Raw genomic sequence first — 14,495 nt, forward strand, 5'->3', positions numbered from 1 at the left:
AGGGAGAGAAAAACAGAAAAAGATTGAAGCCAATGTAGCTCCAATCCTTCTTATTTACATATTCATCCTATTAATGGAATAGCTATGTGTTAGTTTTCATCTTTTATTTTCCAATCGTTATAAACGATATCTTGAAGTACATTTTTCAGTTGTACAAATTGCTGCTCTGAGATATTAGATTGCTTCATCACTTGGCGGGACACTTCAGGTAGTTTCCTTCTTACATCTACGCCTTCCTTGGTTAAATATATTTTCATTAATCGTTCGTCCTCCTTAGAACGTTCACGACAAATGTAATTCTTTGCCTCTAATTTTTTTAACAACGGTGTTAATGTTCCTGAATCTAAAAATAAACGTTGGCCCAATTCTTTCACCGTTATCTGTTCGTTTTCCTCTAAAGCTAATAAAGTGATATAGCCTGTATAAGTAAGATCGTAAGGCTTCAATAATAATGTATATTGCCGAGTGATTTCCTTAGATGTTGCATACAAAAGAAAGCACAGCTGATTATCTAAATGATTAGGCATAAAAATCCCCTCTTAAAGTTCTTCTACTACCATTTATATTAAAAATAAAGTTCCTACTTGTCAAACGCAATTAAATTGTGTACAATTCAATTTGTAAAAATTAGATTGTACAAAATTTAATTAATAACAAAAGATAAGGGGTTTTCAGTTATGAAAGAATTATACGCAACTACAATGATTAATGAAGGTGGCCGTAGTGGCACATCCTATGCAGAAGATCAATCTTTATCATTAAAAATTGCACCACCAGGCTCCAAATTAGCGGATGTTACAAACCCAGAACAATTATTTGCGGCTGGCTATAGTGCTTGCTTTAATAGTGCATTAGATTTAATCAAACGCCAAAAGAAACTAAAAAATGCATCAACCATTAAAGTAACAGTGAAATTAATGGAGCAAGCTTCTTTTGACTATGTGCTTGCAGTGGAAATCGAAGGGCATATTGAAGGACTAGCAGTGGAGGAAGCACAGGAATTATTAGAGGTCACACATACGGTATGCCCATATTCAAAAGCAACAATGGGCAATATTAATGTAACAATAAAAGCAGTTTAAATTGTGAAAAGAGGGAAACTACATGTTATCAAATACACCATTAAAACAAATTATGCAAATGCGTAAATCTGTTCGTAAATACAATGCAGAGACTAAAATTCCGCGTGAAACAATCATGCAGCTGCTGCAGGATGCTACTTCAGCACCTTCTTCAAGTAATATGCAGCCATGGCGCTTTCTTGTCATTGATGATAAGGAAATTCAGAAGAATATCAACTTCTTTTCATTTAATCAAGAGCAAATCGAAACAGCCTCTGCCATTATTGCTGTCATTGGTGATATAGAGATGTATGTAAATGCTGAGGAAATCTATGCAAAAAACGTGGAGCTGGGCTATATGCCAGAACCAATTGCCAATAAGCTTGCACAAGATGCGCTGACAATGTATGGTTCAGCACCAACAAAAACATTAGAAAATATCGTACACTTTGATGCTGGCTTAGTATCGATGCAAATCATGCTATTAGCGAAGGAAATGGGCTATGATACCGTTCCGATGGGTGGATTTGATAAAGCAAAATTCGCTGAATACATGGAATTACCAGCAAATGAAATTCCTATTTTATTATTAGCCATTGGTGAAGCGGCAGCCCCAGCATATGGTTCTTCACGCCTACCAATAGACCGCATTGTTCGTTTTAATAAATAGTTTCAAGCAATGTCCTTGATACACTTGAGGACATTGCTTTTTTAAAGATTTTTTAGGAGGGAATAGGATGTCTTCATTAACTTTTATTTTAAGCTTAGTCGTAGCAGCTGAGCATTTGTATATTATGTATTTAGAAACGTTTGCAACTACTTCTAAAAGAACAGCAAAAACATTTAGTCTTTCTGAAGAAGCATTAGAAAATGCAAATGTTCAAGTTCTTTTCAAAAATCAAGGCGTTTATAATGGTCTGATTGCGATCGCCTTATTGTATGGATTATTTTTGTCACATCAGCAAACTGAAATTGTTGCCATTTTTTTAATCTTTGTATTCATTGTCGCTTTGTATGGTAGCTTAACAAGCTCTAAATCGATTCTATTAAAACAAGGTGGACCTGCTATTTTAGCACTTATTAGTTTATTTTTCTAAAGGAATCTCTACAATAATAAAAAGATTGAAGTTAATGTAAACTTCAATCTTTCCTGCACACATATTCTAAAGCGTGTCGCACATTTTTTACCTCAGTTGGCCACAAAGAAATTCAATAGCAAAACATTGATAACACGACGTAATGCATAACAGACGTTATCTCTGTTCTAATGGAAGTATAGTGGAAGACTTATATAATTGTGAGCAAAGATTTCTTTTTAAGGAAGATAATTAGCTTACTTCTAATATACAGATTGTCCAAAACTTTATTAACAGTCAAAAAGATATATATTGTGATGATTGTCTCTCTGAAAAGTTGGATATTAAACCAAGACAACATATCAATCAAATTTGTAATAAGTTAAAAAAACAGGTCTTTTATAAAGAGAGGTTAAACAATGTTCTTCTTGCGCCAAAGATAGAATTTAGGTAGAGTTTTTCATAACATCCTAACTTTTTAATAAAGGGGTAAAATAGATGATGCTTAAAAATAGAAAAGTAATAGTAACAGGTGCAGCTTCTGGTATAGGAAAAGAAATTGTTAAACAATGTTTAGATGAGGGTGCTTCAGTACTTGCTTGTGATATTAATGAAGACGCCTTAAGGGAATTAAAACAATCAATGAATGTCCCCTCAGATTTGTATACATATCAATTAGATGTAAGTATTTATGAAGAAGTAGTCAATTTTTTTGGAAATTTGGAAAGAGAACATTGTGATGTAGATAGTTTAGTTAATAATGCAGGGATTTATTTGGGTAAGAATATACTGGATTATCAAACCGAGGAAATTGATAAAGTAATAGATATAAACTTAAAGGGATGTATTTATTTTTCTCAAATGTTCGGGAAATATCTACTTCAGAGCGAACGTAAGGGAGTCATCGTGAATATGTCTTCTGTATCAGGTATGGAAGGCAGTTCAGATGCAATATATGGACTCTCAAAAGCTGCTATATTGGGATTAACTAAAAGCTGTGCAGTGAATTTCTCACCATACATCAGAGTTAATGCCATTGCCCCTACAATGGTAAACACTCCTATGATGGATGCAATACCTATTTGGAGAAAAGAGGAATATTTAAATCATCAGCTCATCGATACACCTGTAATGCCTGAAGATGTTGCTGATACTGTTATTTTCCTCTTGTCAGATAGATCAAAGCATTACACAGGTGCGACATTTGATATTAATAATGGTGGATATCTAAGGTAGTTCAAAAACTTATTCAACTGTTTTGCCAAACTAATTATTTACTCAGAAATTTTTGCTTTTCTCAAATAAGGAAAGCGTCTTTCCTCATGGAAATAAAACAAATGGGATGTTGAGTTGTTCATTAGAAGTTGTTCAATGAAAGGAATCGTTACATAATGATTTTTGGTTAGGGAGGGGTTAGTTCTGTTGATCAAAATGTAGTTCGCCAGTCTAAGAGGCTTGGTGCTCAAATATTAATGCCATTTTGAAGAATCACTTTCAGATGTAATACATATAAATATGTACCCCTAGGTCAATGAAAAAGGTACTTTTGCAATGCAGAGACAAAAGTACCTGAAAACTTCTATATTAGGGTTTTAAAACCACTTTAATGCAACCTTCTTGCTTTGTATCGAATATTTCATAAGCATGTTTTGCTTTTTCAAGGGGGAGTACATGTGTAATGATATCACCGACATTCACTTTTCCTTCAGCCATTAAGTTATAGACATGGGGCATGATATGAACAACTGGAGCCTGTCCAGTACGAATCGCTACATTGCGTTGGAATATATCTCCAAGTGGGAAGGCGTTGTATCGACCGCCGTATACACCGGTAATTTGGATTGTTCCTCCTTTACGTACAGCTTGACTGGCTGTGACAAGGGCTCCCATAGCACCACCTTGAAGTTTTACCCCACTTGCAAGAAATTCTAGAGGCGTCATTTTTCCGCTCATCCCTACACAATCAATGACAACGTCTGCACCGCCCTTGGTAATCTCTCTCAAGTATTCACCACAATTTTCTTGGTCTTCAAAATTAACGATTTCCACGTTATTTGTCTTCTTTGCATGTTTAAGACGATACCCGATGTAGTCAACTGCGATTACTCTTTCTGCTCCTTTCAGCCAAGCAAATTTTTGTGCTAGCAGTCCAACAGGTCCGCAGCCAAGAATAATAACAGTATCTCCTTTTTTTACACCAGCATTATCTACACTCCAAAAAGCAGTAGAGGCGGCATCGGCAAGGAGAACAAGACTTTCATCAGGAACTTCTGATTTCTCTGGAATTTTGAAAGGGATAAAATTACCATAGGGCACTCGCATAAACTCTGCCTGTCCTCCTGGAAAACCGCCTGTTGTGTCTGAATAACCAAAGTAGGCACCCATTTCGCCATTATCGTTTGCATTATCACATTGACTTTCCAGATCATGATTGCAGTACCAGCATTCCCCGCATGCAATATTAAAAGGAATGACAATCCTGTCACCCTTTTTAACCTTCGTCACATCTTTTCCAACTTCTTCTACAATACCCATTGGTTCGTGACCAATGACATAATCTTTTCCAAGATTCGGAATCATACCATGAATCAAATGCAAGTCTGATCCGCAAATGGCAGTTGTAGTTAAACGAACAATAATATCATCGGCTTTTTTTATTTTAGGGTCTTGTACTTCTTTAACCTCAACATTTTTTACACCTTGAAAAGTGACAGCTTTCATTAAAAAAATCCCTCATTTTCGTTTATTTTTTCGGTGGGGTAGGGAACATTCCTTTTCGATTCATATCTTTAGGGAATAAATCCAACTGGGCAATACTAATCGCATTTTCTGCAGATTTAATATCCAGTTCCTTTTGACCTGCAAGATCATAAGGTTTTAGCCATTCTTTTTTTACCATCAGTTCAGAAATTTCGAAATATAAATCGACCATGACATCCAGCTGAGTTCTCAAGATTTTTTGAAGAGCAGGAGAAGCTGTTTCTGTTAAGGCAATTGAAAGATTCCGAATACCCGTTTTGGTTGTAAGCAAAAACTCAAGAGCAAGCCCCGAATCAGTTAGTTCAGGCATTCCAACTGAATTTATAGGATCTAAATAGTCTTCCATACAATTGTCCTCCTAATATTCTAATTCTGATTTCGAGTAGAGCTTAACCATAGCAGTGAGTGCCGGGGTAGATAATTTTACATTTTTGTCCAATAACGCTCTTAAATCATCATCAAAGACCACACCTTGACTCAGCTTCGATTTAAGTAAACTAGTTGTCATAAAGTTAATGACTTCATGAAATTCCATTGTTTCATGAAGTGCTAATTTTTTCTCAAACACGTAATTCGCACCTCCATAATTTTCTTTAAAAAGTCTTCCCTGTAGCAAGTCTATTTATGCAAATTCGCATTGGATTAAATCTAAGACTATATTGATAGCTAGAATTTGATTTAAAATTGAATTTCCTCCATTCTTTTCATTCAACCCATTTATTACATTACTTATTTGCTTGAAACCTTATGAAAATTGGTTTTAGGCGTTTTTCTCTTTGTCTAAAGAAAATGCGGGATGTATCCTAAAGGGCGCTTTTCTGAAATAAGGGAAGCTTCTTTTTTTCATAAATGGGTCATTTAATGGAAGAAGGGAGCAACGCTTTTTTTAGATAAATTTATATAAAATTGGATATAAAAAAGGACCTTCAGTCTCTATAGCTGTCAGGTCCTTATTTTTTATACTATTTCATTTGTTTTTTAATATCTTCTACTTTGGTAAACTTCAAGACAACAAACAAGCCCAATAACTCTGGATATAACGCTTTGAGCTTCAATGGTTCATCATCTTTTGAATGCAACCATAAATTTGCTTAACACGCCGCCAAGAATTATTAACATTATATTATTCCCAACAAGCCAACTGTGTGCATGCATTACTATACATTGTAATGTAAAGAAAAATAAAAAACCCCAAAAGCTGCATATAACAGGCTTTTAGGGCTTTGTAGGGTACATATTACAAAATATAAAAATTAGTCCGTGAAACATAAAGATGATAAGTAACCTAACATTAATAAAAGACCAATACCCATTGCGATGCTCATGCTTTGTACCTCCTTTAAAAAAACGACACATTATTCATAAATATTGTACAATGAATTATAGAAATATGAAACCTTTTAATGGCGAGAACGTATATAATAATAGGAGAATTACCAATTTGTACATAAAGAGTAGGTGACAATAAATGAAAACGTGGGTTAAGAAAAGTATAGTCATCATGGTTGCGTTTTTAACATTTGGTTTAATAACGCCTACACATGAGATTTGGGAAGCATTTGATCAAAATCCTTCGAACCGTGCATCCATCGGCCCTTCATCAGGGACAAGCACTGCTTTAGCTGCTGAGCATGATGACAGCAGTGACGAGCAGCTACAGATACAAGAGGAAGCGATTGATTATAATGCCTTACTGGTGGATGCAGCTAGAGAACAATCGTACATAAAATTTGGCACAAAAATTGGTCCAAAAATTAGCAATGAATTCGACAGCATCATCTTCCCAAAAATGGAGGAAGCCATTGCAATGACAGTGGCTAATCTTGATGATCAAACTGCTGCATCTTTAACCATCTCTGAAAGACCAAGTGGTAATTACGGTGAGAAAATTTTCAATGTCATCAACAATGAAACAGGCACAGATTTAATTCGTTTCCATGTGCGCACAGAAAAAAGACCGCAGGAAGGCTACTACTACAACTTCCATTACCACAGTGTCGAGGACAACTTCATGGCACACAACAACCTTGGCGATATCTATTGGGAAAAAAACACACCACCTAAGTGGTTGTCATAATAAGTACGAAACACTCGTTTACATGACGAGTGTTTTTTTGTGAATATCTCAGCGTTTGTAAAAAGTCATTGAGTTATAACTTTTAATTTTTCAGAGTGGGGGAGGTAGGGGAAAGCATGTACCCTAAAAAGTACCCCAAACTCTTAAGTTTTTGATTTTCTTAGATTTATCAATTGAATTGTAGCGATAGCTGATATCAATAGCTACATTGAGCACTCTCGATTGAAGGTGCTTTCCATCAATATGAACAGGACTTTTGTTTATGATTGATTACCCTATATGCAAGTCCTTTTGTTATGCTTTCACAGCCTCTCCCGTAACTCCACATAGGGCTTTATAGCACCATTTAGAGAACCATATAAAAGAAAGGTGACTTTTATAGTCACCTTTTCACTTATAGATAGCAATTTATTTATTGAATATTTGCTCATAACGGTGGAAGAATGCCACTGCGTGCGCTCTTGTTAGTGAATCATTCGGTTTAAACTCTGCATCATTTTTAGTAGTTGTTAAGTCGAAGTCACGTAGAAACTGGATGGCTTCTGGCTGAGATACTGTTTTTCCATAATGCATAGATGCTAGGATACGAGCAAAATTACCACGTGTGATGTCTTTGACTGCATATACCTGTTTAGACGCTGATATACCACCAAGCGTTGGTAGAGCGTACTTACTTGCTAGTTGATAGTTTACATCTGCACTCCATGAAGAACTAGGTTTTGTTGAAGCTAATTCATCAGACTTAAAGTAACGGAAAAGTACAGATAACATCTGATTTTCTGTTAAATTCGTGTTTGGTTTCAGTAAGTTTTCGTATTTCTTTGTTGCAGGGTTGTATACGTTTGGATAACCGCTGATAAGTCCTTTGTTTACTGCCCATTGAAAATCCTCTGCCCAGTACTGGTCTGCCTTGTAATCAGCGAACTTTGATACATCTATACTACCTACTGGAGTAGTAGGAGGTGTAGTTGTTGACGCTGAGTAGTTTAAATAACTTGATGCTACATACCCCTCTGTCCCGTCATTTCTTTTCACAGGATACCAAACAAAATGGTTTTTCTTCGTTGATACGGCTTCATATTCAAAAGGGCCCGTAATAGTAACAATTTCGCCTGTACGTAAAGTACCCATAGAAGGACTATCCGTAGTAGGTCTTGTCCTAACTGTTACATTAGTTGTTGCACTAACTTTTTGATTTGTTTTAAAAAAGTACTTTGATTTTGTTAATGGTAAATCAAAATCATAGTTCATCGCTGAAAATTTAATATTTTCCCTGCTGTTAGAGTCATATTGAAAATGTTCGCGTGTAAAAGGCAGCTCTGTTAAGTCTATTAATTCTAATCTCTCAATAATTCGGAGAATTTTTTCTTGATAGGCATTTGCATTTCTTTCCCCAGTTGCTTGGACAAATGGACTATTTACCGGCTTAGTACCGTTATAAGCCATGATAGCGAAGTACCAATGTTCCAATATATCTCTTTCCCCACTGTTGATGCTAGGCAAATCCTTCCGCTTAAACATATCATCTAGAGTCTCCACACCAGCTCGAATATTATAGACAATATCGCTTTTTAGTCTATCTTGATTGTAGTCAGCTTGATTTGTAATTTGCATAATGCCAATTCCATTATCAGCTGTCACAATCGCTTTACCATTCATATCGAAATGACGCCAATTTCCACTTTCACCTTCCGCTATTGCCTTCACAATTTCAGGAGGAACATTATAACTCAGTGCTGTTTCGGTTAACAAACAGTTCATTGTGGAATAATCAGGGTTGACCTTCGATGCCGAATCATACTTACATGTATTTGCAATATCATTAGCTAATACATTTTTATCTATATTTATAGTTAGAGAGAGGGCACCAATGACAATACCACTAATCAATGGTTTCAATATCTTTTTCATATCTGGTTATTACACTTCCTTTCATATTTTCCAAAGTTAAAAGATTCAGATATATGTTATCATAAACCCAATATTTGGGATAGGGGTAATATTCAATGTTTCTTTCATTTAACAGGGTAGAGTGATAAATGATAGCCCTAACATATGATTCGGGGAAAGGGGTGTTAGTGTAACAAAATCTGTCATTTGGAGTATATGTATCAGTAAGTCAGCCGAATCTGCTTCTACGGGTTTTTATATTCATGCAGATTATAGTAGGTGGAGTCGTATATATGGTGACAAATTATAAAGAAGTAAAATACAACGTTGCTGGAAAAATTTTTCAACAACTTATAAAAACTATCCATAGGCTGATAGAACTTATGAAAAAATATTATATGAATACTAAAAAATAAAAAGATGCAAAAGAAGATTTGGTTAATACCCTCATCTTCTTTTGTGGAGGAACAAATATGATAAAAAGATCAATTTTGTTATTTTTAGTTACTTTCCTTCTGTTAACTGGGTGCAATGAACGAAATCAAGACAATATTTCTTTCCCTGTATTTAATTGGAATGGTCATAATTATATTGTTACTAATGAACCGATCCCAAATGATAAAATAGAAGAAAAAGTCGGAGAAATAAAAGAACAAACAACAGATTTACCTACAAAGCACGAAGAGGGTTACAGGCTGAATACCGGAACGAATATATATAAAATAAGGGCTGTGGAAATTACGAATGATATTGATAGCAATATGGCGATAGAGATAGAAGGTGAATATAGAGTAGCGAGAATAATTGTTGACATAAAATAATAGTATTTAGCTTATGCCATTTGATGCTCATTTTTGGAGAAAAAGTTACACACCTATAATATTTTGATAAATTAAAGGATTCACATACACAAAAAAACTCAAACCATTTTTGACTGAGTTTCAGTACAAAGGGTATTGGTTAAGCGAAATATGCTGATTGATGAAACAGCTAAATGACTGGGATGTACTTAGTATTTATTAAAAGGAAAAATGTCATGGGCAAACTCCTTTCTTATGTACAAACGAATATGACCTAAAAAACATAAAATATTCTAATCGAAATAATAGAAGGGAGGATACATTTGTCTAATAATCATGGATTCAATAAGCTTTGCAATGATTGCGAGGGGTGTGAAGACTGTAAAAGTTTCTCCAAGTTTAGGGTTTCTAGTTGTCCCAATGTGCCAACTCAAGAAGAAGCAGTACAATTTATCCCAGCTTATGGTTCAATATATAACGTAGCTGGAGGAAATCCTACTATTGATCCAAATGTTAATTTCGACACAGTCGGACCTTCCAGTGGAACAACACCAAGTACAATTGATGATTCTATTACTGTTAATAGTCAAGGGGTATATACTGTTACGTTTACAATTGAATTAAGAGCAAGTTCAGGAGGAATATCGAATAATATTATTTTCCGCCTCTCTATAAATGGGACTCCTCTTGCAACAAAACAGATTGAATATCAAACCTTTGTAACTGCTGCTAATATTGAAGTAGATTTAGTATCAAGAACAGACCAATTAGCGTTAAACCAGGGTGATGTTATACGAGTTGCCATAGTAAGTTCAACGGGAGTCATAACTTATGATAATGCTGCATTGGTAGTAACAAAAGTTGCATAGGTTAAACAAATACAATGAACTATGCGATATAGTGAATTACGTTAATAAACGGTGTAAGTTGATATTATTAAGTTTTATCAAAAGTATACGAAATACGCTAATCAAATTTCCATTACAAAATAAACACGTTCACTGTACGTGTATGTTGGAAACAAGTGAAAGACCACTCAATATTTAACCCCAATCTTAATAAACTTGTAAGAATTTAAGAATTTAAAAAGCCTTAAAAACCTACACAGCACCTAAGTGGTTATCATACTAATTACGAAACACTCGTTTACATGACGAGTGTTTTTTGTGCGAAAAAACAATACTGAGAGAGGTAAGTGAAAGTATGTGCACTAATAATTTTCTAAGATTGCATGGTCATAGAAGACATTTAACAGGAAATAATTATAGCCCCTGCCTTCTGCCAGTATTTCAAAAGGCAAGGAAAATGAAGAAATCAGTCGCTTGATGGAGGAATGTGGGATTGAATTTGTCTTTTCTTGCGCTTACCCGGGAAATTTTTTTATTGCCTAAACAAACATTTGAACATTTTGTTAAAGGGAGATAGGGGGGACTGACAAATGAAAGTACGACTCAAATTGATATCAAACTACTATAAGAAAAATAGCTACCTGTTAAGGCAGCCATTTATTATTCCGCAACATTGCCCATAGCAATAGAAATTCGATTCCAACTGTTAATTTGATTAATCAAGATAACCAAATCGACATAAGCCTTTTCATCAAAATGCTTGCGCACACGCTCATATAATTCATCAGGAACGCGTTTTTCTGGAATAAGCGTAATATGTTCCGTTAATTCTAATGCTACTTTTTCAGCATCTGAATAAAAAGTACATTCTCTCCAAGCGCTAATGCAGTATAAGCGCTGTTCAGTCTCTCCCATTTTCTTCGCATCAGCAGTGTGCATGTTGATGCAATAGGCACAGCCATTAATTTGAGAAGCTCTAATTTTAATAAGCTCACGAAGCTTTCTCTCAATACTACTTTTTTTAGTGTATTTTTCCATTTCCATCATTATCTTCATAGCATCTGGTGCAATTTCATAATAATTCATACGTTGTGTCATTGTGAATCCCTCCATTATTTATTAGCTAATTCAACTGATAATTGATCCGCTTGATAAAGTGCATTTTGCAAGACATCTTCTGTATTCAATAAGGCTGTTCCTTGGACACGAAGAATATTAAAATCTTCTATTCCAAGAAAGGCAAACATTGATTTAAGGTATTTGTAAGAATACTCTACTTCGGTATACCAATCGCCATTTGTATAAATTGAACCACTTGCCTGTATGAGGATCATGCTCCTTCCATCATTTAATAAGCCCACAGAACCATTTTCCGTATATTTGAATGTTTCTCGCGCAATTAGAATGTTATCCATATAATCCTTTAGCTTTGAAGGAATATTAAAATTATGCAAAGGCATTACAATTAAATATTTATTAGCACTTTTAAATTGAACTAAAATTTCATTCATGCGTTCCAAAACTTCATTTTCTTCGTGTGTTAAAGGATCTCCATTTCGTGAATGTTCCCAGCCACTTAAAACAATCTTATCTATCATCGGAACAACGTCTTCATATAGATTAATTTGCTCAATTACTTCATCATCCTGTTTATTTTCTTTGTATGTCCCTAGAAAATGATCTAATACTTGAAGGCTCAAAGATGTCTTTGACTCCACTTCAGGGTGTGCATTTATCACAAGTAGTTTACGCATAAAAATCCTCCAGTTAAATAAAGTTGTTACTAATCGTCGATTGATTTTATCGTTGATTAACTTTGTCTACAATATACGCTTTTCATTTTCGTTTGTCAAACTGATTCATTTATGTATAGCTAAAATGTGTTACTATCATGGTAAGCAAAATGTTTTAAGAGGGTGGAATAATGAAATATAGTGTGATGGTTGAATATGCCCTACACAGTCTTGTTTATTTAATTGATGTACCAAAAAATGAAAGTATAGGAATAAAGGATTTATCAGAATTTCAAGGATTATCGGAGACCTATCTTTCAAAAGTTTTAGGGAAATTGTCCAAGGAAGGAATTGTTAGCTCGGTATCTGGTGTAAAAGGGGGTTATCGACTCAATAGAAAACCTGAAGATATTACATTTTGGGATGTTGTGCGAGCTGTTGAAGGTGAAGATCCGATATTTCAGTGTAAGAATATTAAAGCGAATTTTGCTTATCAAAATAAAAACCAAAAGTGTGAGTCTTGTTCAAGTCAATCGAACTGTACGATCAATAGTGTCATGCTGGAAGCGGAAGAACACATGCGAAATTATTTAAGAAGCAAAACGATAGCGTGGTTAGAAGAAGAATTACTGCGGACTCTACCAAAGGAGCAAATAGAAGAAGCAAAAAATTTTTTTAAAAAAACAAATTGATAACTTGAATCGAATCATTTGGATGTATGTAAATTCGGTTTACCTGAATGAAAATCTAAAGCGGGAATTTTATCCTGAAGGAATTAACCAAAATTGTGAAAAACTAAAAACCGGCAAGGATGCCGGCTGCGGATGTTGAATGAAAGCTATTTTGAATTATTTTCGTTAGCAAATTTACCAGAAGCAAATTTTTTGTTTGCTTCAGCTTGTTGAATTTGTTGTCTGATTTGATTAACATCAGTTTCATTCCCAAATTCAACGTTCGTTGACTTCATTGCGTTCATAGAACCAGAAGCCTGTTGCTTTTTAGCTTCAGCTTGTTGAATTTGTTGTCTGATTTGATTAACATCAGTCTCGTTCCCGAATTCAACATTCATTGAATTCATTGCGTTTGGAGCTGCATTAGGAATTTTTGAGTTGAAATTTTGGTTGTTGTTATTATTCGCCATTAAATATCACCTCCTGAAAAGTAGTGTGTGCAGAAGGTTTTTTACTATCCATACATTTTAGAAAAACCTAACCGATTTGGATTGGCACTACAGAGTGAGGACCTCTAGTATCAAATTTGCATAGTTTAAGAAATCTAGTTTTCCTAGTATAATTGTAGTAAGTTCGTTATTGTGTTTAGAGATTGGAGAAATGTATGAAAGATCGTAAACAAATCGTTATCGAATCAACATTACAATTATTTACTGAAAAAGGGTATCAGCATACATCGGTTCAGGATATTTTAGATAAGGCAAATATTTCGAAAGGTACATTTTATAATTATTTTTCATCTAAAAACGAATGCCTGAAAGCCGTATTAGAGCAAAATCGTCAAGAGCGAAATGTTTTAAAAGAGGAAATTTTAGTTGGTAAGAAAAAAGATGATGTAGACGTTTTAATTGAACAATTAATCGCCACATTAAAAATTAAAGAAAAATATAATTTAATGCCATTATTTCGAGAAATCTCCTTTTTGCATGATGAAGAGCTGCAAGAAATTCTTGCGGAACATCGCTTTCATGAAATCACCTGGTTAAAAAACAGATTCTATGATATTTATGGAGAAGAAGGAAAGCACTATTATTATGAGTGTGCGGTCGTCTTTTTTGGCACATTCCAATATTTATCTTTTTATTGGAATTTGGCTACTAATATGACGATAGATCTAAAAAAAGTGGTTACTCGGTCATTGAAATATGTAGAAAGTTTTCTGCCAGAAATGATTAAGAGTGGAGAAATTCTATTAGAGCCACAGGAAATGTTTTTATTAGAAAAGGATCTAGCCTATAAGTCCATTACTAATAAAGAAATACAAGAGAAATTAGAGAAATTTTGTAAAAAAATCTCGACAATCGAACTTCCACAAAAATCACTCGAACTCTCTAGCTTACTTTTGGATGAAGTGAAGAGAGAAACACCCCGCATGAGTGTTTTAGAGATCATGCTACAGCCATTTCGTGCTTCTTTCGCTGAAACGATTTATAAATATGAAGCTGAAGAAATAGCCAACCTTTTCTGGCTCTTTATGAAGATGAAAAACAGCAAGTCATAAATGAATGATTGAATAACT

Annotated in this window: 17 protein-coding genes; 9 read left to right on the forward strand and 8 right to left on the reverse strand. The window is 34.6% G+C overall.

Annotation, left to right across the window (positions count from 1 at the left end; translation table 11 throughout):
- Positions 1 to 89 precede the first annotated feature (89 nt).
- Positions 90 to 527 carry a MarR family winged helix-turn-helix transcriptional regulator gene (locus AC1RFD_RS05190; RefSeq protein WP_054549302.1) on the reverse strand — a complete coding sequence of 146 codons (438 nt, stop codon included), beginning with the start codon at positions 525 to 527 and terminating at the stop codon, positions 90 to 92.
- A gap of 150 nt (positions 528 to 677) precedes the next feature.
- Between AC1RFD_RS05190 and AC1RFD_RS05195 the strand changes: the two genes are divergently transcribed.
- The 4 genes from AC1RFD_RS05195 (at position 678) to AC1RFD_RS05210 (ending at position 3,373) form a co-directional block, all read left to right on the forward strand.
- A complete protein-coding gene (locus AC1RFD_RS05195) occupies positions 678 to 1,082 on the forward strand; it encodes an Ohr family peroxiredoxin (RefSeq protein WP_004228436.1) in 405 nt (134 codons plus the stop codon).
- Between the two features lie 22 nt (positions 1,083 to 1,104).
- A complete protein-coding gene (locus AC1RFD_RS05200) occupies positions 1,105 to 1,731 on the forward strand; it encodes a nitroreductase family protein (protein WP_016995324.1) in 627 nt (208 codons plus the stop codon).
- A 67-nt stretch (positions 1,732 to 1,798) separates the two neighbouring features.
- On the forward strand, positions 1,799 to 2,158 hold the full coding sequence (locus AC1RFD_RS05205; RefSeq protein WP_054549300.1) for a DUF1304 domain-containing protein: 360 nt from the start codon (positions 1,799 to 1,801) through the stop codon (positions 2,156 to 2,158).
- Positions 2,159 to 2,638: 480 nt separating this feature from the next.
- Complete coding sequence (locus AC1RFD_RS05210) at positions 2,639 to 3,373, forward strand: SDR family NAD(P)-dependent oxidoreductase (protein ID WP_048394621.1); 735 nt, start codon at positions 2,639 to 2,641, stop codon at positions 3,371 to 3,373.
- 348 nt (positions 3,374 to 3,721) lie between these two features.
- On the opposite strand, the gene AC1RFD_RS05215 is transcribed toward AC1RFD_RS05210, so the two are convergent.
- From AC1RFD_RS05215 to AC1RFD_RS05225, 3 genes are read right to left on the reverse strand one after another with little or no spacing between them, the layout of a single operon-like run.
- On the reverse strand, positions 3,722 to 4,858 hold the full coding sequence (locus AC1RFD_RS05215) for a zinc-dependent alcohol dehydrogenase (RefSeq protein ID WP_416141622.1): 1,137 nt from the start codon (positions 4,856 to 4,858) through the stop codon (positions 3,722 to 3,724).
- A 22-nt stretch (positions 4,859 to 4,880) separates the two neighbouring features.
- A complete protein-coding gene (locus AC1RFD_RS05220; protein ID WP_416141623.1) occupies positions 4,881 to 5,243 on the reverse strand; it encodes a spore coat protein in 363 nt (120 codons plus the stop codon).
- Positions 5,244 to 5,255: 12 nt separating this feature from the next.
- The gene (locus AC1RFD_RS05225) at positions 5,256 to 5,465 is read right to left on the reverse strand and encodes a hypothetical protein (protein WP_016993944.1); all 210 of its coding nucleotides are present in this window, start codon (positions 5,463 to 5,465) and stop codon (positions 5,256 to 5,258) included.
- A gap of 900 nt (positions 5,466 to 6,365) precedes the next feature.
- On the opposite strand from AC1RFD_RS05225, the gene AC1RFD_RS05230 reads away from it, so the two are divergent.
- Positions 6,366 to 6,974 carry a YpjP family protein gene (locus AC1RFD_RS05230; protein WP_036080766.1) on the forward strand — a complete coding sequence of 203 codons (609 nt, stop codon included), beginning with the start codon at positions 6,366 to 6,368 and terminating at the stop codon, positions 6,972 to 6,974.
- A 408-nt stretch (positions 6,975 to 7,382) separates the two neighbouring features.
- Here AC1RFD_RS05230 and AC1RFD_RS05235 read toward each other — a convergent pair whose 3' ends face one another.
- The gene (locus AC1RFD_RS05235) at positions 7,383 to 8,885 is read right to left on the reverse strand and encodes an SH3 domain-containing protein (protein ID WP_333880728.1); all 1,503 of its coding nucleotides are present in this window, start codon (positions 8,883 to 8,885) and stop codon (positions 7,383 to 7,385) included.
- Positions 8,886 to 9,337: 452 nt separating this feature from the next.
- Between AC1RFD_RS05235 and AC1RFD_RS05240 the strand changes: the two genes are divergently transcribed.
- Together AC1RFD_RS05240 and AC1RFD_RS05245 are read left to right on the forward strand one after the other, a co-directional pair.
- The gene (locus AC1RFD_RS05240; protein WP_048394556.1) at positions 9,338 to 9,685 is read left to right on the forward strand and encodes a hypothetical protein; all 348 of its coding nucleotides are present in this window, start codon (positions 9,338 to 9,340) and stop codon (positions 9,683 to 9,685) included.
- Positions 9,686 to 9,987: 302 nt separating this feature from the next.
- Entirely contained in the window at positions 9,988 to 10,533 is a 546-nt protein-coding gene (locus AC1RFD_RS05245; RefSeq protein WP_313872171.1) for a hypothetical protein, read from the forward strand.
- Between the two features lie 639 nt (positions 10,534 to 11,172).
- Here the strand turns inward: AC1RFD_RS05245 and AC1RFD_RS05250 are convergent.
- Both AC1RFD_RS05250 and AC1RFD_RS05255 read right to left on the reverse strand, forming a co-directional pair.
- Positions 11,173 to 11,610, reverse strand: coding sequence for a carboxymuconolactone decarboxylase family protein (locus AC1RFD_RS05250; protein WP_054549283.1), 438 nt, complete (start codon positions 11,608 to 11,610; stop codon positions 11,173 to 11,175).
- 14 nt (positions 11,611 to 11,624) lie between these two features.
- Positions 11,625 to 12,266, reverse strand: coding sequence for an FMN-dependent NADH-azoreductase (locus tag AC1RFD_RS05255; RefSeq protein ID WP_054549282.1), 642 nt, complete (start codon positions 12,264 to 12,266; stop codon positions 11,625 to 11,627).
- Positions 12,267 to 12,436: 170 nt separating this feature from the next.
- Here AC1RFD_RS05255 and AC1RFD_RS05260 point away from each other — a divergent pair, with 170 nt between their 5' ends.
- On the forward strand, positions 12,437 to 12,937 hold the full coding sequence (locus tag AC1RFD_RS05260; RefSeq protein WP_492474574.1) for an RrF2 family transcriptional regulator: 501 nt from the start codon (positions 12,437 to 12,439) through the stop codon (positions 12,935 to 12,937).
- Positions 12,938 to 13,083: 146 nt separating this feature from the next.
- Here the strand turns inward: AC1RFD_RS05260 and AC1RFD_RS05265 are convergent, their stop codons facing one another.
- Positions 13,084 to 13,386 (reverse strand): gamma-type small acid-soluble spore protein, encoded by a 303-nt coding sequence (locus AC1RFD_RS05265; protein ID WP_259418912.1) that lies wholly within the window; start codon positions 13,384 to 13,386, stop codon positions 13,084 to 13,086.
- Positions 13,387 to 13,580: 194 nt separating this feature from the next.
- Between AC1RFD_RS05265 and AC1RFD_RS05270 the strand changes: the two genes are divergently transcribed.
- The gene (locus AC1RFD_RS05270) at positions 13,581 to 14,477 is read left to right on the forward strand and encodes a TetR/AcrR family transcriptional regulator (RefSeq protein WP_054549280.1); all 897 of its coding nucleotides are present in this window, start codon (positions 13,581 to 13,583) and stop codon (positions 14,475 to 14,477) included.
- Positions 14,478 to 14,495 lie beyond the last annotated feature (18 nt).

It is taken from the genome of Lysinibacillus sp. GW823-FHT02G10 (assembly GCF_058797135.1).

What these genes read in the sequence shown, in the direction of transcription:
- AC1RFD_RS05230 (WP_036080766.1), top strand. Translation starts at nt 6,366, where the DNA reads ATGAAAACGTGGGTTAAGAAAAGTATAGTCATCATGGTTGCGTTTTTA.
- AC1RFD_RS05250 (WP_054549283.1), bottom strand. Translation starts at nt 11,610, where the DNA reads ATGACACAACGTATGAATTATTATGAAATTGCACCAGATGCTATGAAG.
- AC1RFD_RS05265 (WP_259418912.1), bottom strand. Translation starts at nt 13,386, where the DNA reads ATGGCGAATAATAACAACAACCAAAATTTCAACTCAAAAATTCCTAAT.
- AC1RFD_RS05260 (WP_492474574.1), top strand. Translation starts at nt 12,437, where the DNA reads ATGAAATATAGTGTGATGGTTGAATATGCCCTACACAGTCTTGTTTAT.
- AC1RFD_RS05200 (WP_016995324.1), top strand. Translation starts at nt 1,105, where the DNA reads ATGTTATCAAATACACCATTAAAACAAATTATGCAAATGCGTAAATCT.
- AC1RFD_RS05205 (WP_054549300.1), top strand. Translation starts at nt 1,799, where the DNA reads ATGTCTTCATTAACTTTTATTTTAAGCTTAGTCGTAGCAGCTGAGCAT.
- AC1RFD_RS05235 (WP_333880728.1), bottom strand. Translation starts at nt 8,885, where the DNA reads ATGAAAAAGATATTGAAACCATTGATTAGTGGTATTGTCATTGGTGCC.
- AC1RFD_RS05255 (WP_054549282.1), bottom strand. Translation starts at nt 12,266, where the DNA reads ATGCGTAAACTACTTGTGATAAATGCACACCCTGAAGTGGAGTCAAAG.
- AC1RFD_RS05240 (WP_048394556.1), top strand. Translation starts at nt 9,338, where the DNA reads ATGATAAAAAGATCAATTTTGTTATTTTTAGTTACTTTCCTTCTGTTA.
- AC1RFD_RS05270 (WP_054549280.1), top strand. Translation starts at nt 13,581, where the DNA reads ATGAAAGATCGTAAACAAATCGTTATCGAATCAACATTACAATTATTT.
- AC1RFD_RS05210 (WP_048394621.1), top strand. Translation starts at nt 2,639, where the DNA reads ATGCTTAAAAATAGAAAAGTAATAGTAACAGGTGCAGCTTCTGGTATA.
- AC1RFD_RS05190 (WP_054549302.1), bottom strand. Translation starts at nt 527, where the DNA reads ATGCCTAATCATTTAGATAATCAGCTGTGCTTTCTTTTGTATGCAACA.
- AC1RFD_RS05220 (WP_416141623.1), bottom strand. Translation starts at nt 5,243, where the DNA reads ATGGAAGACTATTTAGATCCTATAAATTCAGTTGGAATGCCTGAACTA.
- AC1RFD_RS05215 (WP_416141622.1), bottom strand. Translation starts at nt 4,858, where the DNA reads ATGAAAGCTGTCACTTTTCAAGGTGTAAAAAATGTTGAGGTTAAAGAA.
- AC1RFD_RS05195 (WP_004228436.1), top strand. Translation starts at nt 678, where the DNA reads ATGAAAGAATTATACGCAACTACAATGATTAATGAAGGTGGCCGTAGT.